Source organism: Micromonospora sp. NPDC049047 (genome assembly GCF_040649135.1).
Classification (GTDB): Bacteria; Actinomycetota; Actinomycetes; order Mycobacteriales; family Micromonosporaceae; genus Micromonospora.
Map to the genome: position 1 here is coordinate 167,793 of NZ_JBEZEY010000002.1, position 25,581 is coordinate 193,373.

At 71.0% G+C, this 25,581-nt stretch carries 23 protein-coding genes and 1 tRNA gene; 17 read left to right on the forward strand and 7 right to left on the reverse strand.

Annotation, left to right across the window (positions count from 1 at the left end; translation table 11 throughout):
* Positions 1–69: 69 nt before the first annotated feature.
* The 5 genes from AB0B86_RS03765 to AB0B86_RS03785 all read left to right on the forward strand — a co-directional run bounded on the left by AB0B86_RS03765 (position 70) and on the right by AB0B86_RS03785 (position 6,434).
* Positions 70–612 carry a hypothetical protein gene (locus AB0B86_RS03765; protein ID WP_357404546.1) on the forward strand — a complete coding sequence of 181 codons (543 nt, stop codon included), beginning with the start codon at positions 70–72 and terminating at the stop codon, positions 610–612.
* Positions 603–1,328, forward strand: coding sequence for a hypothetical protein (locus tag AB0B86_RS03770; RefSeq protein ID WP_357415145.1), 726 nt, complete (start codon positions 603–605; stop codon positions 1,326–1,328). The genes AB0B86_RS03765 and AB0B86_RS03770 overlap by 10 nt, the downstream gene beginning before the upstream one ends.
* 427 nt (positions 1,329–1,755) lie before the next feature.
* Positions 1,756–4,605, forward strand: coding sequence for a type I DNA topoisomerase (gene topA, locus AB0B86_RS03775; RefSeq protein WP_357412945.1), 2,850 nt, complete (start codon positions 1,756–1,758; stop codon positions 4,603–4,605).
* 277 nt (positions 4,606–4,882) lie between these two features.
* The gene (locus tag AB0B86_RS03780) at positions 4,883–5,170 is read left to right on the forward strand and encodes an antibiotic biosynthesis monooxygenase (RefSeq protein WP_357415617.1); all 288 of its coding nucleotides are present in this window, start codon (positions 4,883–4,885) and stop codon (positions 5,168–5,170) included.
* Positions 5,171–5,333: 163 nt separating this feature from the next.
* Positions 5,334–6,434 (forward strand): GDSL-type esterase/lipase family protein, encoded by a 1,101-nt coding sequence (locus AB0B86_RS03785; RefSeq protein ID WP_357415147.1) that lies wholly within the window; start codon positions 5,334–5,336, stop codon positions 6,432–6,434.
* 16 nt (positions 6,435–6,450) lie between these two features.
* Here the strand turns inward: AB0B86_RS03785 and AB0B86_RS03790 are convergent, their stop codons facing one another.
* The gene (locus AB0B86_RS03790) at positions 6,451–7,767 is read right to left on the reverse strand and encodes a D-arabinono-1,4-lactone oxidase (RefSeq protein WP_357415150.1); all 1,317 of its coding nucleotides are present in this window, start codon (positions 7,765–7,767) and stop codon (positions 6,451–6,453) included.
* 226 nt (positions 7,768–7,993) lie between these two features.
* Between AB0B86_RS03790 and AB0B86_RS03795 the strand changes: the two genes are divergently transcribed.
* Positions 7,994–8,596 (forward strand): TetR/AcrR family transcriptional regulator, encoded by a 603-nt coding sequence (locus tag AB0B86_RS03795; RefSeq protein WP_357412941.1) that lies wholly within the window; start codon positions 7,994–7,996, stop codon positions 8,594–8,596.
* Positions 8,597–8,608: 12 nt separating this feature from the next.
* Here the strand turns inward: AB0B86_RS03795 and AB0B86_RS03800 are convergent, their stop codons facing one another.
* Positions 8,609–9,814 (reverse strand): amino acid deaminase/aldolase, encoded by a 1,206-nt coding sequence (locus AB0B86_RS03800; RefSeq protein WP_357412939.1) that lies wholly within the window; start codon positions 9,812–9,814, stop codon positions 8,609–8,611.
* A 308-nt stretch (positions 9,815–10,122) separates the two neighbouring features.
* Between AB0B86_RS03800 and tmk the strand changes: the two genes are divergently transcribed.
* The 6 genes from tmk (at position 10,123) to ricT (ending at position 16,080) form a co-directional block, all read left to right on the forward strand.
* On the forward strand, positions 10,123–12,222 hold the full coding sequence (tmk, locus tag AB0B86_RS03805) for a dTMP kinase (protein WP_357412949.1): 2,100 nt from the start codon (positions 10,123–10,125) through the stop codon (positions 12,220–12,222).
* Positions 12,222–13,520: a DNA polymerase III subunit delta' gene (locus AB0B86_RS03810; RefSeq protein WP_357412937.1), complete on the forward strand. Its 1,299-nt coding sequence runs from the start codon at positions 12,222–12,224 to the stop codon at positions 13,518–13,520. The genes tmk and AB0B86_RS03810 overlap by 1 nt, the downstream gene beginning before the upstream one ends.
* A gap of 122 nt (positions 13,521–13,642) precedes the next feature.
* Positions 13,643–13,972 (forward strand): YbaB/EbfC family nucleoid-associated protein, encoded by a 330-nt coding sequence (locus AB0B86_RS03815; RefSeq protein WP_357412935.1) that lies wholly within the window; start codon positions 13,643–13,645, stop codon positions 13,970–13,972.
* A 1-nt stretch (position 13,973) separates the two neighbouring features.
* Positions 13,974–14,279, forward strand: coding sequence for a hypothetical protein (locus AB0B86_RS03820; RefSeq protein WP_357412933.1), 306 nt, complete (start codon positions 13,974–13,976; stop codon positions 14,277–14,279).
* Complete coding sequence (locus AB0B86_RS03825) at positions 14,279–14,965, forward strand: hypothetical protein (RefSeq protein ID WP_357412931.1); 687 nt, start codon at positions 14,279–14,281, stop codon at positions 14,963–14,965. The genes AB0B86_RS03820 and AB0B86_RS03825 overlap by 1 nt, the downstream gene beginning before the upstream one ends.
* A 275-nt stretch (positions 14,966–15,240) precedes the next feature.
* Positions 15,241–16,080: a regulatory iron-sulfur-containing complex subunit RicT gene (ricT, locus tag AB0B86_RS03830; RefSeq protein WP_357415152.1), complete on the forward strand. Its 840-nt coding sequence runs from the start codon at positions 15,241–15,243 to the stop codon at positions 16,078–16,080.
* A 17-nt stretch (positions 16,081–16,097) separates the two neighbouring features.
* On the opposite strand, the gene AB0B86_RS03835 is transcribed toward ricT, so the two are convergent.
* Positions 16,098–17,837, reverse strand: a complete 1,740-nt coding sequence (locus AB0B86_RS03835) for a metallophosphoesterase (RefSeq protein ID WP_357412927.1) — start codon at positions 17,835–17,837, stop codon at positions 16,098–16,100.
* Between the two features lie 142 nt (positions 17,838–17,979).
* On the opposite strand from AB0B86_RS03835, the gene AB0B86_RS03840 reads away from it, so the two are divergent.
* A tRNA-Thr gene (locus AB0B86_RS03840) sits at positions 17,980–18,056 on the forward strand.
* Between the two features lie 302 nt (positions 18,057–18,358).
* Here the strand turns inward: AB0B86_RS03840 and AB0B86_RS03845 are convergent.
* Positions 18,359–18,664: a hypothetical protein gene (locus AB0B86_RS03845; RefSeq protein ID WP_357412947.1), complete on the reverse strand. Its 306-nt coding sequence runs from the start codon at positions 18,662–18,664 to the stop codon at positions 18,359–18,361.
* 250 nt (positions 18,665–18,914) lie between these two features.
* Here AB0B86_RS03845 and AB0B86_RS03850 point away from each other — a divergent pair, with 250 nt between their 5' ends.
* Positions 18,915–19,490, forward strand: coding sequence for a hypothetical protein (locus tag AB0B86_RS03850; RefSeq protein WP_357415154.1), 576 nt, complete (start codon positions 18,915–18,917; stop codon positions 19,488–19,490).
* Positions 19,491–19,688: 198 nt separating this feature from the next.
* Here AB0B86_RS03850 and AB0B86_RS03855 read toward each other — a convergent pair whose 3' ends face one another.
* Entirely contained in the window at positions 19,689–20,609 is a 921-nt protein-coding gene (locus AB0B86_RS03855) for a LysR family transcriptional regulator (RefSeq protein WP_357412923.1), read from the reverse strand.
* Between the two features lie 125 nt (positions 20,610–20,734).
* On the opposite strand from AB0B86_RS03855, the gene AB0B86_RS03860 reads away from it, so the two are divergent.
* Positions 20,735–21,667: an EamA family transporter gene (locus tag AB0B86_RS03860; protein WP_357412921.1), complete on the forward strand. Its 933-nt coding sequence runs from the start codon at positions 20,735–20,737 to the stop codon at positions 21,665–21,667.
* A gap of 211 nt (positions 21,668–21,878) precedes the next feature.
* Here AB0B86_RS03860 and AB0B86_RS03865 read toward each other — a convergent pair whose 3' ends face one another.
* Together AB0B86_RS03865 and AB0B86_RS03870 are read right to left on the reverse strand one after the other, a co-directional pair.
* On the reverse strand, positions 21,879–22,766 hold the full coding sequence (locus tag AB0B86_RS03865; protein WP_357412919.1) for an aminopeptidase: 888 nt from the start codon (positions 22,764–22,766) through the stop codon (positions 21,879–21,881).
* Between the two features lie 86 nt (positions 22,767–22,852).
* Positions 22,853–23,248 carry a helix-turn-helix transcriptional regulator gene (locus AB0B86_RS03870; protein ID WP_357412917.1) on the reverse strand — a complete coding sequence of 132 codons (396 nt, stop codon included), beginning with the start codon at positions 23,246–23,248 and terminating at the stop codon, positions 22,853–22,855.
* A gap of 289 nt (positions 23,249–23,537) precedes the next feature.
* Between AB0B86_RS03870 and AB0B86_RS03875 the strand changes: the two genes are divergently transcribed.
* Positions 23,538–24,386: an SGNH/GDSL hydrolase family protein gene (locus AB0B86_RS03875; RefSeq protein ID WP_357412915.1), complete on the forward strand. Its 849-nt coding sequence runs from the start codon at positions 23,538–23,540 to the stop codon at positions 24,384–24,386.
* Between the two features lie 661 nt (positions 24,387–25,047).
* Complete coding sequence (locus AB0B86_RS03880; RefSeq protein ID WP_357412913.1) at positions 25,048–25,371, forward strand: hypothetical protein; 324 nt, start codon at positions 25,048–25,050, stop codon at positions 25,369–25,371.
* Positions 25,372–25,581: the final 210 nt, after the last annotated feature.

A 25,581-nucleotide genomic window follows, 5' to 3' on the forward strand; every position in this document is an offset into this window, starting at 1 on the left:
AGCGTCGACCGGGGACCCGGGCCGTCCGGCCCGGTGCCACACCTGCCCAAAGGCCGTACGCTGCAACGCATGCGTACGTGCCGGGCGTCTGCCGCCGGAAAGCTCACGGTGGTCCTGGCCACGATCGTCGTCGTCCTCGCCGGCTGCGGCGGTGGCCCCAGTCCACGGGCCTGGGCGGCTTCGGTGTGCGGCGCGCTCACCCCGTGGCGCTCCGAGATCAGCAAGCTGACCAGCAGCACGGACGAGCAGATGACCGCGCAGACCACGCCGGCGCAGGCCAAGGAGAACCTGGTGCGGCTCTTCGGTGGGGCGGAGCAGGCAAGTGAGGCAGCGCGCCGCAAGGTGGAACGGGCGGGTGTGCCGGAGACCGACAACGGCGAGGCCATCTCCGCCGGCTTCCGCAGCTCACTTGAGAAGATGCGGGACGCCTACGGTCGCGCCCGGGACACCATCGACGGGCTGGGCACCGGCGAGCCGACCGCCTTCTACGACGGCGTGCGGGCCGCGGTGGCGACCCTCAACACGGAGTACGACGCCAGCGCCCTGGACACCAGCAAGCTCAACTCCGAGGAGCTGAAAAAAGCCTTCGACGAGGTGCCGGAGTGTCACTGAGCGGGCTCGACGACACTCCGGCGGAGCCACCCGCGCTGTTTCCCGCCCCGGAGTCCGACGCGCCCGCACCGGCGCGGCGACGCGCCGTCCCAGCTCAGTCCGGCCGGCCGCAGCCGGAGCCGATCCAGGCCGCCGAGGCGGGTCGGCAACTTGTCTTCTTCGGGGCGGAGGCGGCCGAGCCTGCGGTCGCCGACCTGGCCGGGCTGCTAGCCGGGCCGGGCGAGGTGGTCCGGATGGGTGGCACCGCCCGGCTCTCGGTGCAGGTGGACGCCGCGTGGCGGGTGCACGTGCTCGTCGCCGAGTTGGCGGCGCGCGGGCTGGCGGCGAGCTGGGAGCCGACCGAGGGGGAGCGACACGCCGTGCGGACGTCGTACACCCGGGTGTTGAAGCCACTCGCGGCCGGCTGGCTGCACGGTACGGCGAAACGCCCGCCCGCCACCTTTCACCTGACCGGCCGGCGGCTGCGGCTGTGGCTCGCCGCCGCCGGGACGCCGGAGCCGCCCGATGGCTTCCTGTTGCGCCTCGGCCCGGACGACCGGGAGTGCTGGGAGCGGATCGGGGTCGCGCTCGCCGCGGCCGGGCTCGCTGGCACGCTGCTCGACCCCCACGACGGTGGTCCCGCGTTCCGGATCACCGGTCGCCGTCGACTCTCCCGGCTCGCCGAACTGGTCGGCGCACCCCCACCAGCAACCCCACCCCAATCCTGGCCAACCTAACCCCCACCCCCCGGTCGCGTCGATCATGGAGTCGTGGTGGGGACAGAACGCTCTCCCGGGGTGATAACGCCCACCCCAAGTCCATGATCGACGGGGTCAGAGAGGGAGGGGCGCGGGGGTGGTGGCGGATAGCCGACAGGGGTTCGGGGCTGGAAACGGGCGGGTTGGGGCTCCGCCGTAGGCCTGCCATCGTCACAGTGACCCGCTTCGAGCCCTACCCACGGTGTACGGTGGCGCCGTCTGGCAGTGCCGAGCGCGGCGGGACGGGAGTTGGCCGTCGCGCGGTGGCGGTTTGCCGCCCGCGAAACCCGAAACGCGGGCGGCGCGTTACGTTGGACATCCGGACCGCCGGTGTGACGGCGGGGTCGAAGGCGGTCGCTGTCCGGGCGCTGGCAGGCCACGAGCAGGAGTGAGGTCGGGGAGAGACGTGCCGAGCAACGCTGGAACCACCCGTCTGGTCATCGTCGAGTCACCGGCGAAGGCCAAGACGATCTCGGGCTACCTCGGCCCGGGGTACGTCGTGGAGGCCAGCTTCGGTCACGTCCGCGACCTGCCGCGCAACGCCGCCGACGTGCCGGCCAAATACAAGAAGGAGCCGTGGGCCCGACTCGGGGTGGACGTGGACAACGGCTTCCACGCGCTCTACGTCGTCTCCGCCGACCGCCGCCAGCAGATCAGCAAGCTGGTGAAGCTGGCCAAGGAGGTCGACGAGATCTTCCTGGCCACGGATGAGGACCGCGAGGGCGAGGCGATCGCCTGGCACCTGGTGGAGACGCTCAAGCCCAAGGTTCCGGTCAAGCGGATGGTCTTCCACGAGATCACCAAGCCGGCGATCCAGGCGGCGGTGGCCAACCCCCGGGAGATCGACCGGGACCTGGTCGACGCCCAGGAGGCCCGGCGCATCCTCGACCGGCTCTACGGCTACGAGGTCTCCCCGGTGCTGTGGAAGAAGGTCATGCCACGGCTCTCGGCCGGCCGGGTGCAGTCGGTGGCGACCCGCATCGTGGTCGAGCGGGAGCGGCAGCGGATGGCCTTCCGCACCGCCGAGTACTGGGACATCCTGGCCACCCTCGCCGTGGCGAACGCCGGTGAGGGTCCGCGGGCCTTCAACGCCACCCTGATCGCGCTGAACGGCGACCGGATCGCCACCGGTAAGGACTTCGAGCCGACCACGGGTCGGGTGAAGGCCGGCGCCGGTGTCGTCCACCTCGACGAGAGTGGTGCCCGGGGTCTCGCGGCCCGACTCGACGGGCGGCCGTTCACCGTCACCCGGGTCGAGGAGAAGCCCTACCGTCGCCGCCCGTACGCGCCGTTCATCACCTCGACCCTCCAGCAGGAGGCGGCCCGCAAGCTGCGCCTGTCCTCGCAGCAGACGATGCGCACCGCGCAGCGGCTCTACGAGAACGGCTACATCACCTATATGCGTACCGACTCGGTCAACCTGTCGGAGACCGCCATCTCGGCGGCCCGTCGGCAGATCGTCGAGTTGTACGGCGAGCGCAGCGTTCCGCCGGAGCCGCGTCGCTACACCGGCAAGGTGAAGAACGCGCAGGAGGCGCACGAGGCGATCCGCCCGGCGGGGGACAACTTCCGCACTCCGGGCGAGGTGGCCAAGGAGCTGTCCGCCGAGGAGTTCAAGCTCTACGAGCTGATCTGGCGGCGGACCATCGCCTCGCAGATGACCGACGCGGTCGGCTCCAGCGTGTCGGTGCGCATCCGCGCGGTCTCCACCTCGCAGGAGGAGGCCGACTTCGGCGCGACCGGCAAGACCATCACCGACCCGGGCTTCCTGCGGGCGTACGTGGAGTCCAGCGACGACGAGAACGCCGAGGCCGAGGACGCCGAGCGTCGCCTGCCCACCCTGGTCAAGGACCAGCCGCTGACCGCCGACCAGTTGGCCGCGCAGGGCCACCACACCCAGCCGCCGTCGCGCTACACGGAGGCGTCGCTGGTCAAGGCCCTGGAAGAGCTGGGCATCGGCCGGCCGTCGACCTACGCGTCGATCATGCAGACGATCCAGGACCGGGGGTACGTCACCAAGCGCGGCCAGGCGATGATCCCCACGTTCCTGGCGTTCGCGGTGATCGGGTTGATGGAGCGGCACTACCCGCGCCTGATCGACTACGACTTCACCGCCAGCATGGAAAACGAGCTGGACGAGATCGCCGGCGGCGACCACGCCGCTGTCGACTTCCTCACCGCGTTCTACTTCGGCGGCTCCACCGGTGCCGGCGACCAGGACATCGCCCGCTCGGGTGGGCTGAAGAAGCTGGTCACCGAAAATCTCAGCGACATCGACGCCCGCAGCGTCAACTCCATCCCGCTCTTCACCGACGACGAGGGCCGCGAGGTCGTTGTCCGGGTCGGCCGGTACGGGCCGTACCTGCAACGGGAGCTGCCCGGCGGCGAGCAGCAGGCGGCGGCCGCCTCGGGTGAGGGCGAGGAGGGCGGCTCCCCGGGTGACCGGGCGCCGATCCCGGAGGGCGTGGCCCCGGACGAGCTGACCCCGGAGAAGGTGCACGAGCTGTTCCTCGGCGGCAGCGGCGAGCGCAAGCTCGGCGACGACCCGGCGACCGGCGAGCCGATCGTGCTCAAGTCCGGCCGGTTCGGCCCGTACGTCTCCAGTGGCGAGCGGAAGTCGTCGCTGTTGCGGACGCAGACCCCGGACTCGTTGAGCCTGGAGGAGGCGCTCAAGCTGCTCAGCCTGCCCCGGCTTGTCGGTGTCGCGCCGGACGGTGTCGAGGTCTTCGCCAACAACGGCCGCTACGGCCCGTACGTGAAGCGGGGCGAGGAGTTCCGTTCGCTGGAGTCCGAAGACCAGATGTTCACTGTGGGCTTGGACGAGGCGTTGGCGCTGCTGGCCGCCCCGAAGGCCCGTGGACGGCGGGCGGCGGCGCCGCCACTGCGTGAGCTGGGCGTGGACCCGGCCACCGAGAAGCCGATGGTGATCAAGGACGGCCGGTTCGGCCCGTACGTCACCGACGGCGAGTTCAACGCGTCGCTGCGGCGTGGGCAGACGCCGGAGGCGCTGACCATCGAGGAAGCGTCCGAGATGCTCGCCGAGAAGCGAGCGAAGGGCCCGGCGCCGAAGAAGAAGGCGGCGGCGAAGAAGGCCCCGGCGAAGAAGGCCACGGCGGCGAAGAAGACGGCCGCCGCCAGCAAGTCCACTGCCGCGAAGAAGACCACCACGGCCAAGGCGACGACCGCCAAGGCGGCGGCCAAGAAGGCCCCGGCGAAGAAGGCCGCCCCGCGCAAGGCGGCCACCAGCACCGAGTGACCCCGCGCCACGAGATCAGGTGAAAGGCCCCTCCGGGGGCCTTTCGCTTTCAACCGGCCGCTGCCGCCAGGCCGGCCGCTGCCGCCGCGCCGGCGCCGAACCGGTGATCGTCACGGTTTTTCGTGAAGTCGCGGTATCCCACCACCACCGACAGCCCGGTTACCGGAAACCGGTGTCGATCTCCGGCTCCACAGGGGCCGGCTCGCTGCCTGACCGGGGCATCGCAACGCAATGAGGGTGCTTCGCATCACAGCCGGGGGCTCTACCTACTTGTTCGATCGGTACCCGTTTCCGGGTACCCACAGAGCGCGCCGAGGCGCTGCTCGCCGCACGGCCGGCGATGCTGCGCGACTTCGCGGCCGGCCGCGCCGGCTTCCTCGAAGCCCGACTGGTCCGGGTGTCGGCCGACGAATGGTTGGACATCGTCTTCTGGCGCTCCTCGGAGGACTTCGCCGAATCGCGGCGCCGAGGCGCGGACCGGCCCGGCATCCAGACCTTCTTCTCGCTGATCGACTCGGTGCTCAGCGTCGAGGAGGGCACCACCACCGAAGCGGCGGGGGCCTGATGCGCGCGGCGCGGTACGACCGGCAGGGCCCGCCGCGCGAGGTGCTGCAGGTCGGTGAGCTGCCCGACCCGCAGCCGGGCGAGGGCGAGGGCACACGAGTTGGTCGAGCACTCCTCGGCCGGCGGCCGGGTCGTCCTGGATATCTGAAGGGCACGCAACGACCATGATCTGGACAGCCGGTTTCCGCACCGCCGTGATCAGTCCGTACGACCGACTCCAGTTCGGCCAACCCCGCGACTTCGCCGATCAGACCGTTCGTCAGGTGCTGCACCTGGCCGGCGGTGGGGACGCCTTCCGGGTACGCCTGACCAACCGCTTCGGGCGTACCCCGTTGACAGTCGGTGCCGCCACTGTCGTCGTCGGCGACCGGTTGGTAGCGCTCACCTTCGACGGTGCCGCGCACCGCGTCATCCCGGCGGGCGAGGAGGCCGTCACGGACCCGGTCAGCACTCCGGTGGCGGCCGGCGCGGACCTGGTCGTGAGCCTCTACCTTCCGGAGCGGACCGACCTGGCCACCTACTCCCACAAGCCGGCGGAACTGACCCGGACAGCCGACGGTAACCAGGTGACGGCTCCGCAGTCGCAGTGGACGGAGCAGGTCGAGGCCCGGTTCTACCTCTCCGGCGTCGACGTGCTCGCCCCGCCCGGCACCGCCGTCGGCGTGGCCTTCGGTGACTCCTGGTTCGAGGGGGTAGGCACCACGACGGGGGCCAACCACCGCTCGGTCGACTTCCTCAACCGGCGGCTGAGGCGCGGGTGGGTCGTCAACCAGGGCATCGCCGGGAACCGGCTGCTGCGCGACACGGTAGGCGAACACGGGCTGGCCCGCTTCGACCGGGATGTCCTCTCGGTGCCGGCGGCGACCCATGTCCTGGTCCACTTCGGCATCAACGACCTGGCGTTACCCGGCATGCTCGGCGAACCTCCGGTCACCGCCGGCGACCTGGTCGACGGTTTCCGCGCGCTGGCCGACAGTGCCCACCGCGCGGGCCTGCGGATCCTCGCCGCGACCATCGGTCCGTTCGCGGGTGCCGGCCCCGAGATCGGCACGCCGGAGAGGCTCGCCGTTCGACGCGAGGTCAACGACTGGATCCGTACGACGGACACCTTCGACGCCGTCTTCGACGTGGCGCGCGTCGTCGCGAACCCACACTCGCTCGACCGCATCCACCCCGCGCTGGACAGCGGCGACGGCATGCACCTGAACGACAGGGGCGCCGAGGCGATGGCCGGTGCCGTCGACCTGGACGACCTCGCGCTCTAGGCGGCGAGCACGGATGTCAGGCGCCGAGGACGTGGTTCAGGTGCGGGCTGGTGAAGACCCGGTGCGGGTCCAGGCGGTCGCGAACGGCCTGGAAGTCGGCGAAGCGGGGGTACGCGTCGGCCAGCGAGGCGGCGTCGCGGTAGTGCAGCTTGCCCCAGTGTGGGCGGCCACCCAGCCCGGCGGCCACCTGCTCGAAGGCCCGGAAGTACGGCTCGTACGGCATCCCGACGTACTGGTGCACGGCGATGTAGGCGTTGTCCCGCCCGTAGCCGTGCGAGAGCCAGATGTCGTCGGCGGCGGTGAATCGCACCTCCACCGGGAAGAGCACCTTGAACGGCAGCCCGTCCACGATCCGCTGGAGCGCGGCGAGCGCCTCGGGTAGCGCCGCGCGGGGCAGGCCGTACTCCATCTCCACGAAGCGGACCCGGCGCGGGGTGCAGAAGACCCGGTCGGAACGGCCGGTGTACCGGCGTTCGGTGAGGGCGCGGGCGGAGACCGCGCTGATGCCCGGAGCCAGCGCGGGCACGACCCGGCCGAGTCGGCAGGCGCCGGCGAAGACCCGGTTGGCCAGGAACTCGTCGTCGAGCCAGCCGCGCCAGCGGGGCAGTGGCCGGTCGTTTGCCGGTACCCGATCGTTGGCCTTGACCTGGACCCGCGACGTGTAGGGGAACCAGTAGAACTCGACGTGGTCGTGCCGGTCGATGAGCGCGGGCAGTTCGCCGAGCACGTCGGCCAGCTCGGCCGGGCGTTCGTGGGCGCGCAGGACGAAGGCGTCCACGCAGCGCAGGGTCACCTCGACCAGGACGCCGAGCGCGCCGAGTGACACCCGGGCGGCGGCGAGCACGTCGGGGTGCTCGTCGGCGGAGCAGTGCAGCACCTCGCCGGTGCCCGTGACGAGGGTGATCGCTTCGACGAAGGTGGACAGGCACCCGTAGCCGGCTCCGGTGCCGTGGGTGCCCGTGGAGATCGCGCCGGCCACCGTCTGCGCGTCGATGTCGCCGAGGTTGGGCAGCGCGAGGCCGTGCCGGGCGAGCAGGCCGTTGAGTGCGTGCAGGGTCATGCCCGCCGGTACGGTGACCAGTCGGTGCGCGACGTCGACGCTGACCAGGGTGTCCAGCTCGGACAGGTCCATTCGGCGGTCGTCGGCGAGCGCGACGGCGGTGAACGAGTGGCCGCTGCCGGTCACCCGGATCCGGGCACCCTCGGCCACGGCCGATTGGACGGCTGCTACGACATCTGTCGGCGAGCCGGGGCGCAGGATCGCGGTGGCGCTGCCACGCTGGTTGCCGGCCCAGTTTGACCATCCAGCGGGGAGCCGTGCGGTGACGACCATGCGCACTCCTCATTCATGAATATGAACTGACTTCATATCAGGAACGTTGTGCCTGGTAAATACCGCAATTGCGATCCGCTCGTTGTACCGGTAGTCACGGACTCGTGACGTGGAGATATGTTCATCCGTCGAAGGGGGGTGGCGCCGAGTGTCCACACCAGCCGCCACGACCGGGCCGCTGCGCCGCGTTCCGGTGCAGGGTCGAAGTGTCGCGCGGGTACAGCGCATGTTGGATGCCTGTGCCGAACTCGTCGACGAGGTGGGGTATGAGGGGCTGACCACTACCCTGCTCGCCGAGCGCGCCGAAGTGGCGATCGGGTCGGTCTACCAGTTCTTCCCGGACAAACGGGCGATCGTGCAGGCGTTGACCCTGCGGACGATGGAGTCCTACCTCCAGCGCCTCGACGAGCGGTTCGCCTCCGACAAGATGACCCACTGGTGGGATGGCGTCGACGCGGGGATCGACGAGTACATCACCATGCACCGCACCGTCCCCGGCTTCCGGACGCTGCACTTCGGCGACGTGGTCGACCTGCACCTGCTCGACGAGCAGCGGGACAACAACGGCGTGATCGCCGATCAGTTGGCCCAGGTGCTCACCGAGCGGTTCGGGCTCACCGACGTGCCGAAGCTCCGGTTCGTCCTGGAGATCGCGGTCGAGGCGGCGGACTCGTTGATCAAGCTCGCGTTCCGGCGCAAGTCCGACGGTGACGAGCGGGTGTTGCTGGAGGCGAAGGCGCTGATCCGCGAATACCTGCACCGCCAGGTCGACGGCCCGGACAGCGACCGGGCCATCGTCGGGCAGGCCGAGGCGGCCCAGCCGGCCTGAGCCGGCGCGGCCTCAGAGGAAGGCCTGCCCCTCGCCCCGGTAGGTGGGGATGGTCGCCACGACCACCTCCCCCTCGACCAGGTGCAGCTCGTTCACCCGTTCACACAGCTCGCCGGCCTTGGCGTGCCGGAACCACACCCGGTCGCCGACCCGCAGGGTGGCCGCCGCCGCGCCGGACAACGGGGTCTGCACCTCACCGGCGCCCTCGGTGCCGACCAGCTTGAGCCCGGCCGGCAGCCACGGCCGGGGCAACCGGCTGTCGGCCGCCGGGCCGGAGGCGATCCAGCCGCCGCCGAGCACGGTGGCCAGCTCCGGCGTCGGCCGGCGGACCACCGCGCAGGCGAAGAACGCCGCCGGGGTGGGCCGCCACGCGCGGTACGCGTCGAACAGCGTCGGCCCGTACAGGCCCGATCCCGCGGTGACCTCGGTGACCGCGGGATCGGCGCTGGTGGCGGCCACGCTGCCGGTGCCACCGCCGTTGACGAACTCGAGGTCGGCGTGCTCGCGTACCGCGGCGACCGCCGCGCCCCGGCGGGCCAGCAACTCGCGGTACGACCCGCGCTGGGCCAGCCTGATCGCGCCCGCCAGCAGCGTCTGCCCCGGCGGCGCGTCGCCCAGGCCGGCGATCTGCGCCTCGTACGACATGAGCCCGACCAGCCGGAAGCCGGCCCGGTCGGCGACGGTGGCGGCGAGTGCGCCGGCCGCCCGGGCGCTGTGCACCGGCGAGCGGCGGACGCCGACGTGCACTCCGCGCAGCGGTCGCCAGGAGGCGTCCAGGTCCAGGCAGAGCCGCAGCTCGGCGCGCTGCCCGGGGGCGCGGACGTCGTCGATCAGGTCGAGTTGGCCGGTGCCGTCGATCATCAGGGTGATCGCGGCGGCGAGCGCCGGATCGGCGGCCAGCTCGGCGAGTGCGGCGCGGTCCACGCTCGGGTACGCGACCAGCACGTCGTCGCTCATTCCGGCCCGGACCAGCCAGATCGCCTCGGGCAGGGTGAACGCCATCACGCCCTGCCAGCCCGGTCGGGCGAGGGCTCGACTGATCAACTCGCGGGCCCGCACCGACTTGCTCGCCAACCGGACCGGTTTACCGGCGGCGCGATCGGCCAGGGCGACCGAGTTGGCGTCGAAGGCGGTGAGGTCGACCACGGCGTACGGCGGGTCGAGGTGGGCGGTCGCCCGATCCAGGCGCTCGCGCAGTTTGTCGCTTTCGATGGCCACGTGTGCACGCTAACTGTCCGGCGAGAAATGCGAAATACCCTCGCGTACGTCCGGGCTGCGGCTGGTGCCTCCGGCGGCCTAGGCTCAGCGAGCAGGAGAATGTCGTAGGTGGGGCGGCCCCCCACCCGGTCTAGAGTGTTCCACCGGAGGCGCCCAGCGATGGGCCGGCACGTGGAGGTACGGCCATCGAAAGCCAGAACGGCGGCGAGTCGCCCGGCGTGTCGCGCTCCGGCGACCAGTCGGGCAACGCCGCCAACCAGTCCAGCTCCGGCCAGGTCGATCCGTCCGGTTACGCCGCGATCCGCTCGGTGCTGCGGATCAGGCCGTTCCGGCGGCTCTGGATCGTGCTCGGTGCCGCCTCCTTCGGCGACTGGCTCGGCCTGCTGGCCACCGCCCTCTTCGCCGCCTCGCAGGTGCAGGGGAGCACCGCCCAGGGCGCCGCGTTCGGCGGGGTCACCGCGATCCGACTGCTGCCCGCGCTGGTGCTCGGCCCGGTGGCCGGCGTCTTCGCCGACCGGTTCGACAGGCGCTGGACGATGGTCATCTGTGACCTGCTGCGCTTCGTCCTCTTCGCGTCCATCCCGCTCTACGCCCTCAGCGGTGCCGCGGGCGGCCTGGTGGTCGGCTGGGCGCTGGTCGCCACCTTCCTGATCGAGTCGATCACCCTGCTCTGGATCCCGGCCAAGGAGGCCGCGGTCCCCAACCTCATCCCGCGGGCCCGGCTGGAGGCGGCCAACCAGCTCACCCTGATCACCACGTACGGCCTCACCCCGATCGCCGCCGCCGTCGGCCTGGCCGTGCTCGACCGTGGCGTCCGGGGTGCCGTCGGCGGCGACCTGCCCTCCTGGGCCGAGCCGGCACAGCTCGCGCTCTGGTTCAACGCCTTCTCCCGGCTCGCCACCGCGCTGGTGGTGGCCTTCGGGATCAAGGAGATCAGCGAGGCGCAGCGCGGTGAGGCCGAGCGTGCCGAGCAGAGCATGTTCCGGCAGTTCTCCGAGGGCTGGAAGTACATCGGCCAGACCCCGTTGGTGCGTGGCCTGGTGCTGGGCATCTTCGGGGCGTTCGCCGGTGGCGGCATCGTGGTCGGCACGGCCAAGTTCTTCGCCAACTCGCTGGGTGCCGGCGACGCCGCGTTCTCCCTGCTCTTCGGCGCCATGTTCGCCGGTCTGGCCCTCGGCATCGGTCTCGGCCCGATGATCGTCAAGGACATGTCCCGGCGCCGGTGGTTCGGCATGAGCATCGTGCTGGCCAGCGCCGCGGTGATGACCCTCGCCTTCGCCATCCACCTGTCCATGGCGATCGTCGGCGCGGTGCTGGTGGGCGCCGGTGCCGGGATGGCGTTCCTGGCCGGCACCACACTGTTGGGCGGCGAGGTGGCCGACGAGGTGCGCGGCCGGGTCTTCGCGGTGGTGCAGATCGGCACCCGGCTGGTGCTGATCCTGGCCATCGGGCTGAGCAGTGTGCTTGTCGGCGTCGGCGGCTCCCGCAAACTGACGATCGCCGACCTCGGCATCTCCATCTCCTCCACCCGGTTGCTGCTGCTCGCCGCCGGCGCCGCCGGCATCTTCGCCGGGATCAGCGCCTTCGGCCAGATGGACGACAAGAAGGGCGTCCCCGTCCTCGCGGACCTCTGGGGCTCCATCCGGGGTCGCCCGCTGATGCCCTCCGAGCCGTTCGTCTCCGCCGGGCTCTTCGTGGTCTTCGAGGGCGGCGAGGGCGCCGGTAAGTCCACCCAGCTCACCGCGCTCGCCGAGCGCCTGCGCGGCCACGGACGCGAGGTCGTGGTCACCCGCGAGCCGGGGGCCACCGGCGTCGGCCGACGGATCCGGTCGCTGGTGCTCGACACCTCCGGCGACGACGCGCCGTCACCGCGCGCCGAGGCGCTGCTCTACGCCGCCGACCGGGCACACCACGTGGCCACCGTCGTCCGGCCCGCGCTGGTCCGGGGCGGCGTGGTGATCAGCGACCGGTACGTCGACTCGTCCCTGGCGTACCAGGGCGCCGGGCGGACCCTCCCGGTCGACGAGGTGTCCTGGCTCTCCTCGTGGGCCACCGGCGGCCTCAAGCCCGACCTGGTGGTGCTGCTCGACGTCGAGCCGAAGACCGGCCTGTCCCGGGTGGCCTCCCGCAACACCGGCACCGACCGGCTGGAGGCCGAGTCGGTCGCCTTCCACGAGCGGGTCCGGTACGCCTTCCTGGACCTCGCCGCCGCCGACCCGAAGCGCTACCTGGTGCTCGACGCGTCCCGGTCGGTCGAGGAGATCAACCAGCAGGTGGTCCGCCGGGTCGAGGAGATGCTCGGCAAGCCGGGCGGCATCGTGCACCCCCGGCCGGCGCAGGGCCCGGACACGTCGGTGCAGCCCGAGTTATCCGACGCGGAGCTGGTGACGATGGAGCACAAGACCTGATGCCGGACGTCTTCGCCGACCTGGTCGGTCAGGACGAGGCGGTCGTCGAGCTGCGCCGGGCCGCCGCCGCCGCGGCTGCCGTGCTGCGCGCTGGTGCGGCCGACCGGGCACCCGCCCTGCTCACCGCCGGCGGCGCCGAATCGCCCGGCCCGGCCGGCGGTGCCGAATCTGCCGCCCCGGCCGGCGGTGCCGTTCCCGGCGAGGTGGACCCGTCCGCCGGGATGACGCACGCCTGGATCTTCACCGGTCCGCCCGGCTCCGGCCGCTCGGTCGCCGCGCGGGCGTTCGCCGCCGCCCTGCAGTGCGTGCACGGCACCGGATGCGGCGAGTGTCCCGGCTGCCGCACCACGATGGGCGGCACCCACGCCGACGTCCGACTTGTGGTCCCGGAAGGGCTGTCCATCGGTGTCGGCGAGATGCGCGCACTGGTGCTCCGCGCGGCCAGCACCCCGTCCGGCGGGCGCTGGCAGGTGGTGGTCATCGAGGACGCCGACCGGCTCACCGAGGCCGCCGGCAACGCGCTGCTCAAGGCGATCGAAGAACCCCCGCCGCGTACTGTCTTCCTGCTCTGCGCCCCGTCCACCCACCCGGACGACATCTCGGTGACCATCCGGTCCCGCTGTCGGGTCGTACCCCTGCGGCAGCCGCCGGCCGACGCGGTGGCCGAGGTGCTGGTCCGTCGGGACGGGATCGCGCCCGACGTGGCGCGGTGGGCGGCGGCGGCCGCACAGGGGCACGTGGGTCGGGCCCGCCGGCTGGCCCGCGACCCGGAGGCCCGCAAACGGCGCGAGGCGGTGCTCGCGGTGCCGCGCCGGTTGACCGGCGTCGGCGCGGCGTTCGACGCGGCGTCGGCGCTGATCGAGGCGGCCGAAGCGGAAGCCGAGGCGTCGGTCACCGACGCCGACACGACCGAGCGGGCCGCGCTGGAGACCGCGCTCGGTGCGGGCGGCACCGGCCGGGGTGCGGCCGGCGCGCTGCGCGGCGCGGCCGGGCAGCTCAAGGAGCTGGAGAAACGGCAGAAGTCCCGGGCCACCCGCGCCCAGCGGGACGCACTGGACCGGGCGCTTGTCGACCTGGCCGGCTTCTACCGGGACGCGCTCACCATGGCGTTGCGCGCGCCCGTCGCCCCGGTGCACACCGACACCGCCGCACTGGCCGGCGCTGGCGCGCAGAAGTGGGACGCCGAAGGCTCACTGCGCCGGCTGGAAGCCGTACTCGCCTGCCGGGCGGCGATCGAGGCGAACGTCAAGCCGCGGATCGCGGTGGAGGCGATGATGCTCGCCCTCTGGAAGGGCTGAACCGCAGCTTCCGGCGTTGTCCACAGGCATCGACAGGTCCGATTGCGGTGCGGTACGGTCCGGTGTGCCGTGGTGACGGTGGCGGCACGCTCAGTGATGGCTCATCCGGGAGGAGTCGGCCGATGCCACGGGGGGAGATCGACGAAGCCTGGATCGAGGAGGCGGTGCGGCGATACCGCCGGATCGAGCAGCTTCAGGCCGAGTTCGACCAGGCGGTGTCCACCGTCGAGGTGACCGTCCGGTCGCCGGACGGTCTGGTCGAGGTCGTCGTCACCGCCGGCGGGCGGATCACCCACGTCCGGTTCCTCGGCCCACTGCACAACCGCAACCCACGGGACGTCGCCGGTTCGGTGCAGGCCGCGGTCACCGCGGCCGCCGACGCGGCCGAGTGGGCACGGGAAAAGCTGCACAACGAGACGTTCGCCGCCTACCGACCGCTCGCGGGAGCCTGACATGGACACACTGCGCGCGCTCTCCGCCCGACTGGACGAGGCGAGTGCCACACTCACCACCGTCGCGCACGCTGTCACCGCCAGCGACCCGGCCCAGGCCGCGTTCGGCGCCGACGCTCCGGGCCGCCCCGGCGAGATCGGTCGCGCGCTGCACCGGCAGTGGGCCACCGCCACCGACGACCGGGCCCGGGAGGCCCGCACCGCCGCCGGTCGGCTGGCCGCCGCCGCGGCAGCGGTGCGCGAGGCCGCCGACCGCTATGCCGAGGTCGACCGGGCGGCCCGCCGCCGGCTCGCCGGAGAGCCCTGATGGACGCGCTTGACCGCCTCGCCGACCCCGGCCTCGACCTGCTGCGCCGGGTAGACCGACTGATCGCCGCCGGCGTTCCGGAGGGGCACCGGGTCTGGCCGCTGTTGCGCCGGATGCAGGTGCTGCCCGGCGACGCGGTCCGGGGCTTCCTCGACCTGCACCCCGGGCCGCTCGCCAGCGCCGGGCACGCGGTGCGCCGGCTGGTCCGGGGGTACGACGACGTCTCTGCCGCCCTCACCGACTCGGTGCTCTGGTCCGGCCCGGCCGCCACCGCGTACGGGCAACAGCGGACCGCGCTGCTGCGCCACCTCGACGAGGGGCCGGACAGCCTGGTCGGGCGGCTCGAATCCACAGCTGGTTACGCCGACGCGCTCGCCGACTGGGTGGAGGGCAGCCGTCTCGCGCTGGCCCGGACGCTGGCCGACGTGCTGCGCTCAGCCGAGGCGGTGGCCGTGGTCGCCGCCACCGCCACCGCCAGCGGTCCGCCGACCGGCCCAGGGCCGGTCGGGCCGGGTGTGGCCGACGCGGCGGAGATCGCCGCGCGGGTGCTGGCGGTGCTCTGCGTCGCGTACGACGGTGCGGAGACGTTGCTGCGGCAGTGGGCACCGAGCCTCGTCGAGACTGCGTGGCGGCCGCCGGTGGACGGCCGGCCGCACTACGACCAGCCCACCCGGGTCGGCTGGTAGCGGCTCGGACAGGCCACGGCGTCGCTCGCGGGCGTCGGACCAGAGCCGGCGTCCACGGCGACGCCGTGGTCTTCCCCCTGCACCCCCCGCAGGTCTGCCTTCACTCAACGCCGCCGGGGGCGTGCTTGTCTGCTGTCCAGGTCCGGAATCAACCGTCCGGGCGAGGCGTAACGGCACGACGGGCCGGCCGGCAATCGGTCGAGTCGACGGTCATGAATGGCAGCGGAGCTGTCCGCCAGTGCGTCCGGTGCGCTGATCCGTCGTAGGGTGGGGGGATGGGGATGCTCTGCGCGGTCAGCTTCAACAGGTACGGGCGCCTCTACTACCTCGATCCCGGCGAGTTACGTCCGCAGGTGGGCGACAGGGTGCTGGTGCCCACCGACGACGGGCCAGAGGTGGCGGAGTGCGTGTGGGCCGCGCAGTGGGTCACCGAGGAGACCGACGGCTTTCTCCGGCTGGTGGGGCTCGCCGGCGATGACGACCTGCGCCGGGACGAGGAGCTGCGACGTCGTAAGGCCGAGGCGAAGGTGGCCGCGAAACGGCTGATCCGCTCGCACGGCCTGCCGATGAAGGTGGTGGCGGTCGACCACGTGCTCGGCTCCGCCGAGGGCGGCGGCGAACGCAGCACCGTCTACTTCACCGCCCCACACCGGGTGGACTTCCGTTCCCTGGTCCGTGATCTGGGCGCCACCCTGCACTGCCGGGTCGAGCTACGCCAGCTTTCCGCACGCGACTCGGCGCGGGTGCAGGGCGGCATCGGCTCCTGCGGTCGGGACCTGTGCTGCGCGACGTTCCTCACCGACTTCGAGCCGGTGACCATCCGGATGGCCAAGGACCAGGACCTGCCACTGAACCCGCTGCGCATCTCCGGCGCGTGTGGTCGGCTGATGTGCTGCCTCAAATACGAGCATCCCCTGTACGCCAGGTTCCAGGAGACCGCCCCGGCAGTCGGCAGCCGGGTCTCCACGCCGGAGGGCGACGGTCGGGTCGTCGGCCACAGCGTCCCCCGCGACGCGGTGACGGTCCGGCTGGACGCAGACGGGTCCCGCTGCTCCTGCTCCCGCGCGTCCGTCTGCGCCCCCCGCCAGGCCCACGACCAGCACTACACCCCCTGACCTTGGTCGGACGTCGGTCAGGAGAGGACTATGGGGGCCTCGGACAGATGCGCGGCCAGGGGAGTCTTCGGGATTAGCCAGCTCGCGGGGGCCGACTGGTCGGAGTTCACCTGCCAGTCGCGGGAAACCCGGTCCACCGCGACCGGGTAGATGGTCAGCGTGCCGTCCGGGTCGATGCGCAACCGCAGGAACGACTTCGAGTCCTCGATGCCCTGCCCGGCGAACAGTTCGTTGACGTTCACCCCGAACGAGCCCGCCACCAGCAGGTACGCCGCCACCACCTGGCTGGCGACCAGGCCGATCACCGGCCCGTAGACCACCGCCGCGGCGACCGCGGGCAGTGGCCACGGCCATTCGTAGAACGGCAGCGCCAACCAGACCCAGGTGCCGCCCGCGGCCAGCGTCACCTGAGCCACCCCGTGGCTGACGCCGAGAATCCAGTGTCGGACATGCCGCTTGCCGCTGGCGCTTGGCGGCTTGGCGAACAGCACCGCCGCCACCACCGTCACCAGCACCATCAGCACCAGCGGGACGCTGAACAGTCGCTGGTTCGTGCTGTCGGCCCAGTTCGCCGTCGCGCCCGCCATGGCCAGCATCAGCAGGGTGTGCAGGGTGCCGAGCAGCGTGGCGAAGCCGGGGTTGCGGAACGGCAGCCGGGCGAAGATGCCCCAGCCGTAGCGGCGGGAGCGAGCCGCGTCCGGATAGCGGGCCGCCAGGTCGTACGGCTGCGTGCGGCTGGCCCGGCGGGCCAGCGTGTCGCGCGGCGGCACCTCGATGCGCTCCGGGAGCTTGTGGGTGGGGTACAGGTACGCGCCGCCGCCACCACAGGTGATCAACTGCCGGTCCGGGCCGGCGTAGCGGGCGTAGTGGTGCAGGTCGCCCGAGAGCAGCAGCCGCACTCGGGCACCGGTCGGGTCGATGATGGTCCGGATGAAGTAGTCGATCGAGTCGTACGCGGTCGGGCTGTCGGCGGCCTTGACCCAGGTCGGCGACGGCGCGGCCAGGATCACCTTCGACTCCGGGCCGAGCCGTCGGGCCACCTCGTCGAAGTAGGCCAACTGCGGGTCGTCCAGGTACGAGCCGGACTGGTCGTCCACGCCGAGCAGCCACCAGCCGGCCGGCAACTCCACAGCGAAGTACGACCGCGACTGCCCGGTACGCCAGCCGGCGAAGTTACGGTCCCGGGAGCGGACGAACAGCCGCAGAAAGGCGGTGAGCCCGTCGTACCAGTCGTGGTTGCCCGGCACCGCGAACAGCGTGGGACGCTCGGGCGGGGTCGTCGGCAGGGCGGCCTGGTAGGGCCCCTTGCACCGGTTCTCATACTCCGCGTAGGCCGCCGACGGGTACACCTGGTCGCCGCCCATCACCAGGGTCTGCGCCCTGGGCAGCCGGTGTCCCTCCACTGTCAGTTCCGGCTGCGCCAGCAGGTACGCGACCGAGTAGGTGGCGTTGAAGCCGTCGCCGAGGTCGGCCACGTAGTCGAGCCACAGCCCGCCGTCCGGTCCCGTCTGGCGGAAGATGTCGTCGCCGAAGGCGTTCTGCAACTCGCGCTTGTCCAGGTAGGCGCCGAACAGGATCGCCAGCAGCGTCCGGATGCCGGTGCTGATCAGCAGGAACGGTGCCAGCCACGGCACCGGCTTGCGCGGGGTGAAGCCCAGCTCAAGCGGATCCGTGGAGCGGGGCCGGGGTCGGGCACGCTCGCCGTCGGGGTGATCGTCGGTCGCTGGAGCCCGGTGGTCGTCGCGTTCGTCGCTCACCCGCCGCAGCGTAGTACCGGAGTCGGCGAGGCGCTGTCCGGTAACGGGTCAGTTGGCAGTCGTTGTCCGGTTGACGGCGGTGGTAGCTCGGGGGTATCCCGTTCGGGTCGGGCAACAGGGTGCCGTACACTTGCTCATCGTTGCCGCCTTAGCTCAGTCGGCTAGAGCGACGCACTCGTAATGCGTAGGTCGACGGTTCGATTCCGTCAGGCGGCTCCATGGAAAGGCCCAGGTCACCGGCTTGATCGCCGATCATGACCTGGGCCTTTTGCTTGCCGCCGCCAGGGCGAGCAGCCAAGCGAGCACTCGCGTGATGCAGCCACGCAACCACCGGAGTGAGGCCTGCGGCCGGACTACTGGCGTGTCGAGTCCCACCTGGTGCCTGACGAATCCGTCCCACCAGGTGCCTGGCAGTCGACCTTGGTCTGCGATGAGACTGCGCAGGGCACGAAGACTGGGAAGCCGTACGAGCCGTCAAGGTCCGCTTGATGTGGCGGGCCGGGCGGCGGCCCGCTTTGCCGTCAATCGTTTCCAGCTCGCCGGGCAGCAATCTTCAGCAGACCTTCGTAAAACTCGACAAGCTTCCTATCGCTCTGGTCGATCGTCCGCATGCGGCCGACCACGCCCTCACTGAGTGCGGCGACGATACGCTCGGCTCGATCTGGCTCCATGCCCTGCAGGTTCAGCCAACTCATCGCTCGAGCGGGCCGCAGGTGCATCACCAGATCATCATCCTCAAGCATTCCGGCGGGCACCGACTCGACAATGCCTTCGAAGACGCCTCCCTGGATGTACCATTCTCGGTCATCGTCGAATTTCACGATCATCATTGTCGTTCCCCCGTACCCAGGCCCTCTGACACACCTTGATCGCAGCCTAGCTGTCTCCTTTGCTGCCGGGGAAAGGTCGTCCTGCGGGGCACACGGGGGGCACAAGACACCGTGAAACGTTGCGAACCAGCGAGCAGCCATCGCAGACCGGGACGCCGTGGGAGCAGGCGTCGGGCGCTGTTGCCGCTGGTAGGTGCGCCAGGGCTCTAGGTTCCGCTTCAGCGTCTGACCGAGCAGCCAGACCAGTATGGACGCCCAGGTCATCGGCCTGGGCTTCGCCGCTTCCCAAGGTCGATGGCAGCGCCGCCAGACGTGCCAGTCCGCATCCCGTGCCGCCATCGCCTCATCCGGCCGGTTGGCGAACGCGTCCAGATCGCCACGACTGCCCGACGAGGAGATCCGCCGCTACAGAGGCTGGACCACCAAGATCCAAATAGCGCACGTGTACGTGTCGTGTGGAACGCTCTCGCGCATGGAAGACGCGAAGCCGATCGTCGTGCAGCTGTACTGCCGTCTTGAGATCAGCGTCGACGACCCGGACGCTCTGTTTGAGGTTGCTGAGCGGCGGCTGCGGAGTGCCGACATCGACTGGTCAAGCGAGCAGGACACTCTCGAAGAGGCCGTCGCTGAGTTGCGAAGCGACGTGGAGCAGTCGGTTGCCAGCTTGGTCGATCCTGACCGGGTGCTGGTGGACGTGCCCGGTGTAGAGGTGCGCCGTGGGCGGTGGTGGGCCGAGATCGGAGTGCCGTCCGAGCGGTTCCAGCCCGGCTCCAGGGCACCGGACGACCCTGCTTCGGCAGAAGGGCGAGCGGTCCGCAGCTAGTCCGCAAGAGGTCGACGGACAGCCAGGGAGCGGTGTGCGGTGTCAAGAAGAGTTTCCGCTGCTAGACCGTCAGCTGCCCAGCACGGCGGGCAGGCATTTTGATCTCGTTATGCGTAGGTCGGCGGTTCGATTCCGTCAGGTGGCTCCGTACAGAAGTCCAGGTGGCCGGCCCCGTCGGCGAACCTCGACATTCCGAAATCAAGCACGGCCGGGTGTGACGGCCCATGCGTCACGCAGCGCGGCGAGTGCTGCGGTGATGGCCGGCCGCTCCGCCGTGCTGGCTCGCCAGGCGGCCATGATCTGGCGGGAGCTGGCCGGCCGCAGCGGTAACGCCACGACCTCCGCGGGCAGGCGCCCGCGGCCGAGTCGGGGGAGCAGAGCCACGCCCAGCCCGGCAGCAACCAGCGACAGCTGGGACTGGTACTCGTCGACATGGCAGATGACGTTGGGTTCCCGGCCCCGTTCGGCGAAGGTCCGCATCAGCCATGCGTGGCACATCGACCCCGGCCGCTGACTGATCCACCGCTCGGCGGCCAGGTCCTCGGCCGTGACGCCGTCTCGGCAGGCCAGGGGGTGCCCTGCGGGCAGGACCGCATCGGCGATGTCGTCACCAAGCGTGGCGCAGTGCAGTCCTTCGGGGAGCACCAAGGGCGTGTTGTGCCAGTCGTGCACCACCGCGACGTCCACCTCGCCCTCAGCCACCAGCTCCACAGCGCGGAACGGGTCGACCTCGAGCACCCGGAGCTCCAGAGCGGGATGACGGCGGGTCAGGTCCACGAGAACGTCCGGCAGGAGTCCTCGGCAGGCCGTCGGGAAGGCGGCGAGCACGAGCCGGCCGTTCGGCGTTCCGTGCTCAAGTTCCAGCAGGGTCTCCGCACGCTCCAGGGCGGCCAGCACCTCACCCGCGGTCCGGGCGAGGATCTGGCCCGCCGGCGTCAGAGCGACGCGGCGGCCCTCGCGGTCGAGAAGGGTGGCCTGGGCCTCTCGTTCCAGCTTGGCGATCTGCTGGGACACGGCGGACGGCGTATAGCCCAGCGCCGTCGCGGCCCCGCTGATGGAACCGAAGGCGGCCACGGCGTGCAGGGCGCGCAGCCTGCTCAGGTCGTGTAGTGAAGCCACGCTAACGAGCTCCCATTAGAAAGTGTCAGCCTTGGGATCCTCGACGAGGTCGTCGGATACGACATCATGTTTCGGGGTCCGGTGAGGCGTGCCGGGTGGAAGGATGCCAGTCGAGGAGTTGCTGGATGAAGCCGAGCCACGTTGCGATGGCCATTTGCGTCGCCGCCATCTGGGGCGTGAACTTCGTCGTCATCGACGTCGGCCTTCAAGATTTCCCGCCGTTGCTCTTCTCCGCATTGCGCTTCATTCTCGCCGCAATTCCGGCTGTGTTCTTCGTGGGCTCGCCACGGGTGGCGTGGCGATGGGTACTCATCGTCGGAATAGTGCTGGGCGTGCTGAAGTTCAGCTTTCTCTTCATCGGAATGCACGTCGGGATGCCCGCGGGCCTCGCTTCCCTGGTGCTGCAGAGCCAGGCGGCTTTCACCGTCGTCTTCGCCACTCTGCTGCTGCGCGAGCGGCCCCGGGTGGTGCAGTTGGCCGGCATGGGAGTCGCCATGGCCGGGATCGTCCTGGTCGGCACGCGTCTCGGCGGGACGACGCCGGTCGCAGGCTTCCTGCTCGTGCTGGCCGCCGCCGTGTGCTGGGGGCTGGCGAACATCGCGACCCGCAAGGCGAACCCGCCGGACATGTTCCGGTTCATGGTGTGGGTCAGCGTGGTCCCTCCCCTGCCGCTGCTCATCCTGTCTGCCCTCTTCGAGGGCGTCGAGGAGGATCTCGCCGCGCTGCGCTCCCTGTCGGTGACCGGTGTGGTCGCCGCCGTGTACGTGGCCTGGGCCGCCACGCTGCTAGGTTACGCGGTCTGGGGCTACCTCATGCGGGTCCACGGAGCCACACCGGTGGCCCCGTACGCGTTGCTGATCCCGGTGTTCGGTCTGGGCGCCGCGGCGGTCTTCCAGGGTGAGCCCCTGACCGCCGTGACGATCCTGGCCAGCGTGCTGGTCATCTCCGGAATCGCGCTCGGTGCGGTGCGCCGACGGCGGCCCCCGGCCGGGGACCCCCCGGCGGTCGCGGGAACGGACGAACCCGTCCCGGCCCTCACGACGCGTCGCCTGCCCTAGGGGCGTTCAGGCCGTGCCGACGACACTCGGACTCGACGGGCTGCGACCGACAACCACCGTCTCGGCTCCACGTCGGGGAGTAGTGGCGTGAGCATTTCGGGCTGTCTGGTGTGTCCACGCCGGACGTGATGGTGGAAAAGGGCCAGATGTCGTTGCCGTGCGGTCACGTTCCACAGTGCTGGTCGGGGTTCGTTACCCCGAAGCGGCACCGTCAGCGGCATCCGGGTCCTCGTCGCCCCGGCAGCGGAAAGCTCGTCCGGTGGGTGGCCTCGCGGGAGCTGAGCAGCGCGCCGACGGCCGTCAGTCCCGGCCCGGCGAGCGCGATCGCCGTCTCCACGGCCGACGACACCTCAAGGGAGTCTCCGGTCGACGCCCGCACCGCCATCCCCATTTCCAGGAACGAGTCCCGGTCGGGATTGGCCATCTCCCACCAGCCCGACCACATCCCGGCGAGGTCCGAGTACGTGTCGGCCGCGCCGAGTGACAGCAGGAACAACCCCACCGGGAGCAGCAGGCGCCGGTCGGCCCGCCACCCGGACAGCGCGAGTGCCCCCATGGCCAGGAGAGCGGCAAGCAGCGCCGACCACACCGTCCCGAGCAGGTCGGGCAGCGGATAGTCGACGAACTCCCGGGCGGCGTCCAGCCCGAACCAGACGAGCAGCAGCAGCGCGAGGACCGCCGTCGCCGTACCCCGCCGACTGGCACGGGACGGTAGTGCCAGCACGCCGGCCGCGAGACATCCGACGCCAAGCGCCAGACCCAGCGCGGCGAGCTGTTGCCTGTCGATCGAATCCTGCCATGGCCTCAGGACGGACGTCTCCACTGCCGCTGGCCCGTATGCCGCCCAGCCCACGTCGACGGCCTGCTCCTGATGCCAGTGCAGTCTCAGGGCCGCCACGACGGCGAAAAACCCGATGCCGGCGGCGACGGCCCACCGCACTCGGGGCGCAGCACGACCCGGCAGGACGTAGCCGAGCAACGCGAGCAGCATGACCAGGCCGAACTGCAACGACGCGGCTGGCATGGCGAGTAGCGCCGCCGCGGCCGCGAGCAGACCGGCCGCGACGGATGCGACGAGGAGGCCCAGGGTGAGACGCATGGGCGAGATCGTGGCACGTGAATGGGAGATGCGTGGTCCCGCAACGTGCGGCCGTCCGGGTCCACACCGCCGTGTCGGACTGCTGGTTACCGTCGGCGGGCGAGGTGTTGCAGCGTCGCGCGGATGACGGTCTTCTCCTCCGCGGGGACGGTGGGGTCCATCAGGATGCGCGCGACCGCTCGCAGGTCCGGGTCGGTGCTCGGATCGGGTGTGGGTGACGGCGGTGTGCCGTCCCAGCCCAGTATCTGCGAGGCCACCGAGCGGGGGATGCCGAGGCCGTCACAGAACTGCTGGACCTGGGTGCGTTGCGGGTTGGCAATCTCGGCCCGCCGCCACCGGTAGATCGTCGATCGACCGATGCCGGTGCGTTGTTCGACGTCCTCGATGGACATGGCGCGTTCCCGTACGGCCTCGTCGAGGGCGCGTTTGATGAACCGCGCGAACGCGATGACCCGGGGATCCTGGCTGGCACTCGCTGACACAGGGTAATCGTAAGTGCCGTGTGTGGGACTCTGTTGCCGGACCCGAGCGTAGTGCCAGATCCGGCTCCGGGTCCGGCCGACGTTGCGGCGGCCACCACCCATCCTTACTGGTAGTCACGAGCGGCGATACTCTCACCTGGGCTCGGATACCACGAGCCGAAAGTACATCGCGTTGCCACGCTTGGCACTGAGTGGAGAGCGCGGTACCGTCAGTGCCATGAATGGCAATCACAGTGCCAGACCTGGTCCGTGGCGAGCGAGTCGCCGTGTCGGTGGTGGGGGAGAGCCGATGAAACTACGTCCCGTGCTGGTGGGTGCCATCGCCCTTGTCCTGGTGGCGATCGGCCTGTCCATCCCGTCGGGGACACCCGTCGCCGCCAAGGCCGCAGCCGCCGCCTCGGCCTGCCCGGAGCCGGCGCGGCCCACGGTGAAGATCCTGACCGTCGGTGATTCGATCACCGCAGGCGCGACGATGACCGAATCGGCGACCAACGGCTACCGCGAGGAGTTGGGGTGGCTGCTCGGCCAATTCTGCGTACCGTATGAGTTTGTCGTGGCGGCTGCCGGCGGGCAGACCTGCAACTACTGGTCGTCGCGGATGGCGGGCCTGGTCACCACCCACCGGCCCGACCTGATCCTGCTGAACTGCGGGACCAACAACAACCTGTCGAACGCCACCTCGGCGCAGATCGCCGCCTTCGAGAGCACCTACCGCGCGCTCTTCGACACGGCGCTGGATCTCGACCCGGACGTCGTCATGTACCCGTCCTGGCTGCAGTACAGCTCCGGGCACGGCACCGACGGCTGCACGAACCCACCGGGTCCGAGCCCGGCCTGGCTGCCGGCCAGCGAGGCCAAGGTCAATGACGCGATCTACCGCAGCATCCGGGTGATCGACGAGTACGGCGACCGGGTGCCGAATTGGATCGACTACCAGTCCATTCCGGAAGGCTATCTGGACCAGTGCGGCGTGCATCCCACGCCTGGCGGTTACACGGTGATGGGTCGGCTGGCCTACAACACCATCGCCCCCCGACTGGGCACCCCGCAGGCCCCGCTGCCGTGCGGGTTGGTGGGCCGGCGGCCCGGCTACCCGGTCGGTAACTGGGTTCCCTGCGCCAGGATGAACCTCAACTGATCAGGCGGGTCCGGTCACCGCGGTGACCCGACGCGCCACCGGGCAGCGACCAACCTCTGCCGGCTCTGCCCATCCTGGGTAGGGCCGGCTTCGTCGTTCGCGGCTTGGCGCAACCAGCCCGCTGCGGAAAGCGTGTGTCCGGGCAGTGGGCTCGCTTCAGCTCGACGGGTGCGAGATCATATTAATCTGCCGATCTCTCCTCCGGCCCTATCCCGGCAGGTCAGCGCGGCAGCCCGGTACCCCACGCGGATCGGGACGACGCCTACCGGGGGGAGGCTGCGTGTGGCTCGAACAGGGCGTCGCCCTTTCTGGTGCGGTAGCCCCACAGCGGGCTGGTATGACCCCAGCCCGCGCGGTACGCCGTTGTGCCGATGCCCGGGTGTCGGGCGTGGGCGGCCCGGTGACCGTGCCACCCACCCGCCGGGCGTCCTGGCCGCTGCGTTCGTTCCGTCCCTCGCGCAGCGACTCGATCGACTGCTGCCCCGCTCCGATGTCCCGCTGGTGGCAGGACCGGACCTGGACTCCCGCCCGGCCTGATGTGGCTCACCCGCCGCGTGACGGGTGGCGTGACCGATGCCAGCCGCCCGGTGGGCGCCCGGCTGGAGGAGACCAGACCCCAGATCCCCTCGTACCGCCGCCCCAGCGTAGATCGGAGCCCCTCGTGGATACTCGCACTCAGTCAAAGGCCGCGAATGTCGTAATCGCCGTCGCCGGACTCTGTTGGCTGGCCACCGTGCTGGTCGCCGCGATCGACTGGGACGGCGCGGTGTCCGGCCGAGCCTTCGCCGTTGGCGCCATCGCTGCCGCCGTCTCGGTCGCCGCCGTCATCGTCAACAGCCGGCAGTTGGCCGGCGGCATCAAGGTCGTGGTCGTATCGGCGGCCCGGGCACCGCAGCAGGCCTACTGGCGTGGTTACCAGGATCGTGGCACCGACATGCGGCCTGGCGACGACGACACCCCCGACCTGATGAGCATCGGCTCCTGATCACGTCAAGCGCGGGTTTGTGCCGTCCGCCTGTCAGCGTCGGGCGGAGTGGCTGAGTTGGCCGGTGCCGTCCGGCCGGTTCTGCCAGGAATCGCCGGCACGATCGGCGACGTGCGTCGCAAGTGTCCAATAACTGACCATCGACGAAATGCGGGTCGGCGGGCTTGATCTGCCTGCTCAACCGCCCTCTTTCCCTCTCGGCGTCGTGTC

Excerpts from the sequence above, each read along its gene's own strand:
- AB0B86_RS03765 (WP_357404546.1), top strand. The coding sequence starts at position 70 with ATGCGTACGTGCCGGGCGTCTGCCGCCGGAAAGCTCACGGTGGTCCTG.
- AB0B86_RS03785 (WP_357415147.1), top strand. The coding sequence starts at position 5,334 with ATGATCTGGACAGCCGGTTTCCGCACCGCCGTGATCAGTCCGTACGAC.
- AB0B86_RS03790 (WP_357415150.1), bottom strand. The coding sequence starts at position 7,767 with ATGGTCGTCACCGCACGGCTCCCCGCTGGATGGTCAAACTGGGCCGGC.
- AB0B86_RS03795 (WP_357412941.1), top strand. The coding sequence starts at position 7,994 with ATGTTGGATGCCTGTGCCGAACTCGTCGACGAGGTGGGGTATGAGGGG.
- AB0B86_RS03810 (WP_357412937.1), top strand. The coding sequence starts at position 12,222 with ATGCCGGACGTCTTCGCCGACCTGGTCGGTCAGGACGAGGCGGTCGTC.
- AB0B86_RS03815 (WP_357412935.1), top strand. The coding sequence starts at position 13,643 with ATGCCACGGGGGGAGATCGACGAAGCCTGGATCGAGGAGGCGGTGCGG.
- AB0B86_RS03820 (WP_357412933.1), top strand. The coding sequence starts at position 13,974 with ATGGACACACTGCGCGCGCTCTCCGCCCGACTGGACGAGGCGAGTGCC.
- AB0B86_RS03825 (WP_357412931.1), top strand. The coding sequence starts at position 14,279 with ATGGACGCGCTTGACCGCCTCGCCGACCCCGGCCTCGACCTGCTGCGC.
- ricT (WP_357415152.1), top strand. The coding sequence starts at position 15,241 with ATGGGGATGCTCTGCGCGGTCAGCTTCAACAGGTACGGGCGCCTCTAC.
- AB0B86_RS03845 (WP_357412947.1), bottom strand. The coding sequence starts at position 18,664 with ATGATCGTGAAATTCGACGATGACCGAGAATGGTACATCCAGGGAGGC.
- AB0B86_RS03850 (WP_357415154.1), top strand. The coding sequence starts at position 18,915 with ATGGACGCCCAGGTCATCGGCCTGGGCTTCGCCGCTTCCCAAGGTCGA.
- AB0B86_RS03860 (WP_357412921.1), top strand. The coding sequence starts at position 20,735 with ATGAAGCCGAGCCACGTTGCGATGGCCATTTGCGTCGCCGCCATCTGG.
- AB0B86_RS03865 (WP_357412919.1), bottom strand. The coding sequence starts at position 22,766 with ATGCGTCTCACCCTGGGCCTCCTCGTCGCATCCGTCGCGGCCGGTCTG.
- AB0B86_RS03875 (WP_357412915.1), top strand. The coding sequence starts at position 23,538 with ATGAAACTACGTCCCGTGCTGGTGGGTGCCATCGCCCTTGTCCTGGTG.